Source organism: Geminisphaera colitermitum TAV2, assembly GCF_000171235.2.
GTDB lineage: Bacteria > Verrucomicrobiota > Verrucomicrobiia > Opitutales > Opitutaceae > Geminisphaera > Geminisphaera colitermitum.
This window is the reverse complement of sequence record NZ_ABEA03000014.1, coordinates 43,399-49,977: the sequence shown is the minus strand read 5'-3', so window position 1 is coordinate 49,977 and position 6,579 is coordinate 43,399. Positions and strand designations below refer to the sequence as shown.

The following is a 6,579-nucleotide window of genomic DNA, read 5'->3' as shown; positions in this document are numbered from 1 at the left end:
ACAACACCTTCACCCTCCCCCTCGACCTCAACTACGAAATCGACCTCTGGGGCCGCGCCCGCCGCATCAGCGAAAGCGCCCTTGCCCTCGCCGACGCCGGCGACGCCGCCTATCACAACATCCTCCTCGGCGTGCAAGCCGACGTCGCCCGCACCTGGTTCTCCCTCCGCGCCCTCGACGCCGAACGCGACCTCGTTGCCCGCAACGTCCAAAGCCGCCGCCGCTCCCTCGAAATCGTCAGCCGGCGCTACGCCCTCGGCGCCACCGGACGCCTCGACACCAGCCTCGCCGAAACCGAACTCGCCACCGCTGAAAGCAGCCTCGTCGAAATCGACCAAAACCGCGCCGCCCTCCGCCACGCCCTCGCCGTCCTCTGCGGACAACTCCCCGAGACATTCGACCTCCCCCCCCCCTCCCCCCTCCTCGCCCCGCCCCTCCCCCCCCCCCCCGCCATCCCCCTCGGCCTCCCCTCCGAACTCCTCGAACGCCGCCCCGACATCGCCACCGCCGAGCGCACCCTCGCCTCCGCCAGCGCGCAAATCGGCGTCGCCAAGGCCGCCTTCTTCCCCGCCATCACCCTCTTCGGCTCCGCCGGCTACGCCAGCAACACCACCGGCACGCTCCTCGACTGGAGCAGCCGCGAATGGAGTATCGGCCCCGGCATTACACTCCCCCTGTTCCAAGGCGGGCGCAACACCGCCAACTACCGCCGCGCCCAGGCCGCCTACGACGAAGCCCTCGCCAACTACCGCCAGAACGTCCTCACCGCCTTTCAGGAAGTCGAGACCACCCTCTCCGACCTCCGCCGCCTCGCCGAACGCAGCGCCATCCTTGACCGTGCCGTCGTCTCCTCGCGCCGCGCCGCCGACCTCGTTCTCGAACGCTACCGCGCCGGCCAGATCGGCTACCTCGACGTCACCGATTCCGAGCGCACCGCCATCGCCAACGAACGCCTCGCCGTCCAAGTCCGCGGCCGGCAACTCATCTCCAGCGTCCTCCTCATCAAAGCCCTCGGAGGCGGCTGGGACCACACCCCCTCCCCCCCCCCCCCCCCCGACTCCTGATTCCTGACTCCCTTTCACCAATGAAACCACGCCGGCTCCTCGTCCTCCTCATCCTCCTCGCCCTCGCCGCGATCATCGCCTGGCACGTCACCGCCAACCCCAAATCCCCAACAACCCCAAACTCCAGACCCGGCGCCGCCACCGCCATCCCCGTCCACCTCGCCACCGCCACCCGGCGCGACGTTCCCATCTGGCTCACCGGCATCGGCACCGTGCAAGCCTCCAACACCGTCACCGTCCGTCCCCGCGTCAGCGGCTCGCTCGACCAGGTCAACTTCACCGAAGGCCAGACCGTCACCGCCGGCGACATCCTCGCGCAAATCGATCCCCGCCCCTACCGCGCCACCCTCGAACAAGCCCGCGCCCGCAAAACCCAAAACGAAGCCCTCCTTGCCAGCGCCCGCCTCGACCTCGCCCGCATCCGCACCCTCGTCGAAAGCGAAGCCGAAAGCCGCCGCCTCCTCGAACAGCAGGAAGCCGCCGTCGCCCAACTCGCCGCCCTCGTCCAGGCCGACCAGGCCGCGCTCGAAGCCGCCCAGCTCGACCTCGACTTCACCACCATCCGCGCCCCCATCACCGGACGCACCGGCGTCCGCCTCCTCGACGCCGGCAACATCGTCACCGCCAGCCAGGGCGCCGGCCTTGTAGTCATTACCCAACTACAACCCGTTTCCATCCTCTTCACCCTCCCCCAGACCACCCTCCCCGCGCTCCGCCCCCACATGCAACCCGGAGCCACCCCGCTCCCCGCCGAAGCCATTGCCGACGACGCCACCCGCCTCGCCGCCGGACGCCTCGAACTCATCGACAACCAGATCGACACCTCCACCGGCACCCTCCGCCTCAAAGCCACCTTCCCCAACGACGACCTCGCCCTCTGGCCCGGCCAGTTTGTCTCCGCGCGCATCCTTGTTGACACCCGCCGCGCCGCCACCGTTCTCCCCTCCCCCGCCGTGCAACCCGGCCTCGACGGACCCTACGTTTACCTCGTCAACCCCGACGACACCGTCACCCCCCGCCCCATCCGCCCCGGCCCCACCGTGGACGGTTTTACCATCATCGACGACGGCCTCGCCCCCGGCGACCGCGTCATCCTCGACGGCCACAACAAACTCAAACCCGGCTCCCGCATCGCCGTCGTTGAAAACAAACCGGAGGCCGCCCAATGACACCCGCCACCCAACTCAGCATCTCGACCCCCTTCATCAAGCGCCCCGTCGCCACCGCGCTCCTCACCATCGGCATCTTCCTCATCGGCATCGTCGCCTTCCCCCTGCTCCCCGTCGCGCCGCTCCCCCAAGTCGAATTTCCCACCATCCAAGTCTCCGCCAGCCTCCCCGGTGCCAGCCCCGAGACCATGGCCTCGTCCGTCGCCACGCCCCTCGAAAACCAACTCGCCCTCATTCCCGGCATCACCCAACTCTCATCCACCAGTTCCCTCGGCGGCGTCTCCATCACCATCCAGTTCGACCTCGATATCGACATCGACGCCGCCGCGCAGGAAGTCCAGTCCGCCATCAACGCCGCCGGCGGACAACTCCCTACCGAACTCCCCAGCCCCCCCACCTACCGCAAAGTCAACCCCTCCGACTCCCCCATCATGCTCCTCAGCGTCGTGTCGGAAGTCCTCCCCCTCACCCAAGTCAGCGACTACGCCGCCAACGTCGTCGCCCAGCAACTCTCCCAACTCCGCGGCGTCGCCCAAGTGGACATCATGGGCGAACAAAAACCCGCCGTCCGCGTCCAAGTCGATCCCGTCAAGCTCGCCTCCCTCGGCCTCAGCCTCGACGACGTTCGCGGCGTCATCGCCTCCGCCACCATCAACACCCCCAAAGGCAGCATCGACGGCCCCCGCCAGAGCTTCGCCATCTACGCCAACGACCAACTCCTCGACGCCGCCCCCTACAACGACCTCATCCTCGCCTACCGCAACGGCGCCCCCGTCCGCGTGCGCGACGTTGGCCACGCCGTCGCCGGCCCCGAAAACCTCCGCTCCGCCGCCCTTGTCAACAACCAGCGCGGCGTCGGCATCATCATCCGCAAGCAAGCCGACGCCAACGTCATTGAAACCGTCCAGCGCATCCGCGACCTCATCCCTGAACTCCAGGCCGCCATGCCCCCCGCCATCACGATCGACGTCCTCAGCGACCGCATGCGCACCATCCGCGCCTCCGTCCAGGAAGTCGAGTTTCACCTCGTGCTCACCATGGCCCTCGTCACCGGCGTCGTGTTCATTTTCCTGCGCAACATCCGCGCCACCCTCATCTCCAGCGCCGTCGTCCCCATCTCCATCGTGGCCACCTTCGCCATCATGCACGCCCTCGGCTTCAGCCTCAACAACCTCTCCCTCATGGCGCTCACCATCTCCGTCGGCTTCGTCATCGACGACGCCATCGTCATGCTCGAAAACATCTACCGCCACATCGAGGACGGCATGCCTCCCATGCAAGCCGCGCTCAAAGGCGCCGGGGAGATCGGCTTCACGATCCTCTCCATCAGCATCTCGCTCGTTGCCGTATTCATCCCCGTACTACTGATGGGCGGCATCGTCGGACGCCTCTTCCGCGAATTCGCCGTCACCGTCACCGCCACCGTCCTCGTCTCCGGCTTCGTCTCCCTCACCTTCGTCCCCATGATGTGCTCGCGCTTCCTCCGCCAGCATCACACACCGCCCGCCCCCGCCCCAGGAACCACAACCCGGCTCTCCCTCCGCGCCCGCCTCGACCGCGTGCTGGAAACCTTCTTCACCGCCATCGAACGCTCTTACGCCCGCGCCCTCCGCTTCGTCCTCCGCCACCAGCGCGCCACCCTCTTTTCCCTCTTCCTCACCATCGGCCTCACCGTCTTCGTCTTCATCAAAATGCCCAAGGGCTTTTTCCCCCAGCAGGACACCGGCTTCATCAACGCCACCGCCGAAGCCGCGCCCGACATCTCCTTTGCCGCCATGAGCGAACACGCCCTGCGCATCGGCGAGATCATCAAGGCCGACCCCGCCGTCCTCGCCTTCCAAAACCGCATCGGCAGCGGCGGACGCAGTAGTGGCGGTTCCAATACAAGCCGGTACTGGATCACCCTCAAGGACCGCGACCAGCGCGACTCCGCCACCGCCGTCATCGCCCGCCTCCGCCGCGCCACCGACGGCATCCCCGGCCTCACGATGTTTTTCCAGGCCCAGCAAGACCTCAACGTCGGCGGCATCTCCAGCAAGACCCAGTTCCAATACACCCTCCGCGACGCCGACATCGACGAACTCAACACCTGGGCTCCCCGCATCCTCGAACGCCTCGAAAAACTCCCCCAACTCCGCGACGTCACCACCGACCAGCAATCCACCGCCCCCGCCCTCAATCTCGAAATCGACCGCCAGGCCGCCTCCCGTTTCGGCATCCCCGCCCAGGCCATCAACGCCGCCCTCTACAACGCCTTTGGTCAGCGTCAGATCACCCAATTCTACACCCAGGTCAGCCAGTACAAAGTCATCATCGAAGTCCCCCCCGAATTGCAGGCCGACCCCGCCACCTTCGACAAACTCTTCATCCGCTCCCCCCTCACCGGAGGCCAGGTCCCCCTCTCCGCCCTCGTCACCTTCAACCGCAACGCCACAAAACCCCTCTCGATCAATCACCTCGGCCAATACCCCGCCGTCACCCTCTCCTTCAACCTCGCGCCCGACGTCGCCCTTGGCGACGCCGTTGCCGCCATCGAACGCGCCAACGCCGAGATGGGCACGCCCGCCACCCTCACCGGCAGTTTCCAAGGCACCGCGCAAGCCTTCCAAACCTCGCTCCGCTCGCAACCCTGGCTCATCGCCGCCGCCATTGTCGCCATTTACATCATCCTCGGCATGCTCTACGAAAGTTTCATCCATCCACTCACGATCCTCTCCACCCTCCCCTCCGCCGGACTCGGCGCGCTCCTCACCCTCTGGGCCTTCGGACACGACATTGGTGTCATCGCCATCATCGGCATACTACTCCTCATCGGCATCGTGAAAAAGAATGCCATTATGATGATCGACTTCGCCATCGACGCCGAGCGAACGCGCCACCTGCCTGCGACCGAGGCCATTTACGAAGCCGCCCTCAAACGCTTTCGACCCATCCTCATGACCACGCTCGCCGCCATGCTTGGCGGCATCCCCCTTGCCCTCGGCCACGGTGACGGCTCCGAACTCCGCCAGCCCCTCGGCTATGCCGTCGTCGGCGGCCTCGCCCTCAGCCAGCTCCTCACCCTCTTCACCACTCCCGTTGTTTATCTCTATTTCGACCGCCTTGTCACCCGCCTCGCCGCCCAAAAACCTGCCGACTCCACCCGCCCCGGCTGCGACGCGGCCCCCTAGAGCGTTTTAAGTTGAGATGTAGCCGTCGTCTTAACGGTAGGGAGGCCTTTGTGCCCTCTGCCGAGGGCAGCCCTTCGGGCCATCGCCTTTGGCGATGCCATCTCCGCGCTGCTGCGCTCCGTCCGAGGCCTCCGAAAGCACGCTCCATCTACCTACGAATTTCGGATTCTCACACCACGCACGGCGGAGGCCTCGGGTAACTGTTTAGCGAGGGGGGGGGGGGGGGGAGGGACAGGCGGAAAAGGTTGGATCTGGCGCGATAGCGCCTGGGAGCGCCGGCATCCTGCCGGCATCGTGCTGATGGCAAAGTGGCGCGGGCGTCCCGCCCGCATTCTGTTCCGAAGCGGGCGAGACGCCCGCGCCACGCGTAGGGGCTTCGCTTGCGAAGCCCGCGTATGCAGGACGTGGCATCGAATGGCGCGCGCGGGCGTCGCAAGCGACGCCCTTCCAGACGCTGACATCGGTTTGAATCGCACCCATGACACCCGGCAAGCTACGCACAACGATCAACGGGGAACACATTGACCTTGGGAGTCCCCTGCTTGGTCCACGGCTGTTTTGGGGATCGGAGCCCTCACGAAGGCGATAGTCACCAGCAGCATCAAGGGGATGCCCAGTTCCACCACTTCCTCCAGCACGCTGATGGCAAACGAAGGGAAATCGGACACGGTAATCCCCCACTTCAGCAGCTTGCGGGGCAACGCATCCAGGACCAGGGAACAGACCCCCAGCATGATCGCCAGCGACACGCCCACTCCCGCCGGCTGACGTTGTTTCAAGCTGGTCCAGAATGCCCGGCCCTCCTTCACGAGCATCGTCACGCCCGCGCATGCCAGCACCAGCAGCACCGCCGCCACCACGGCCTTTTCCCCCGGCGGCACGCCCTCGGTAAAAAAATACCGGGCCTTGGTCATGTTGATCGTCGTGAAGCGAACATGAAAATCCAGTTCCCGCAGGCCCATGGCGAGCATGAGCAGCGGGAAATACCACAGGGCTGTCGCGCTCCGGCGAAATTTTATCAGGAAGAAAACCACGGCCACAACGTATCCCGCCGCGGACATCATTTCGATGGGCCCGTTCTCCTTGAGCAGCCCGGCAGCCCCCGGCCTCCCCATGAAGAGCAAGCCTGCCACGGTCAGGAGCACGACGAGGCCGACCGCCCCGCAGCACCCGTAA

General features: G+C 66.3%; 5 protein-coding genes. 3 read left to right on the top strand and 2 right to left on the bottom strand.

Annotation, left to right across the window (positions count from 1 at the left end; genetic code table 11):
• From OBACDRAFT_RS02385 to OBACDRAFT_RS02375, 3 genes are all read left to right on the top strand, one after another.
• Positions 1-1,064, top strand: a 1,064-nt coding sequence (locus OBACDRAFT_RS02385) for an efflux transporter outer membrane subunit (protein ID WP_043582503.1), incomplete at its 5' end; no start/stop codon positions are given.
• A gap of 20 nt (positions 1,065-1,084) precedes the next feature.
• Positions 1,085-2,233: an efflux RND transporter periplasmic adaptor subunit gene (locus OBACDRAFT_RS02380; RefSeq protein ID WP_043582502.1), complete on the top strand. Its 1,149-nt coding sequence runs from the start codon at positions 1,085-1,087 to the stop codon at positions 2,231-2,233.
• Complete coding sequence (locus tag OBACDRAFT_RS02375) at positions 2,230-5,403, top strand: efflux RND transporter permease subunit (protein WP_043582501.1); 3,174 nt, start codon at positions 2,230-2,232, stop codon at positions 5,401-5,403. The genes OBACDRAFT_RS02380 and OBACDRAFT_RS02375 overlap by 4 nt, the downstream gene beginning before the upstream one ends.
• A gap of 204 nt (positions 5,404-5,607) precedes the next feature.
• Here the strand turns inward: OBACDRAFT_RS02375 and OBACDRAFT_RS27810 are convergent, their stop codons facing one another.
• Both OBACDRAFT_RS27810 and OBACDRAFT_RS02370 read right to left on the bottom strand, forming a co-directional pair.
• Positions 5,608-5,814: a hypothetical protein gene (locus OBACDRAFT_RS27810; RefSeq protein ID WP_157836884.1), complete on the bottom strand. Its 207-nt coding sequence runs from the start codon at positions 5,812-5,814 to the stop codon at positions 5,608-5,610.
• 95 nt (positions 5,815-5,909) lie between these two features.
• Positions 5,910-6,548, bottom strand: coding sequence for a hypothetical protein (locus OBACDRAFT_RS02370; RefSeq protein WP_043582499.1), 639 nt, complete (start codon positions 6,546-6,548; stop codon positions 5,910-5,912).
• Between the last annotated feature and the right edge of the window lie 31 nt (positions 6,549-6,579).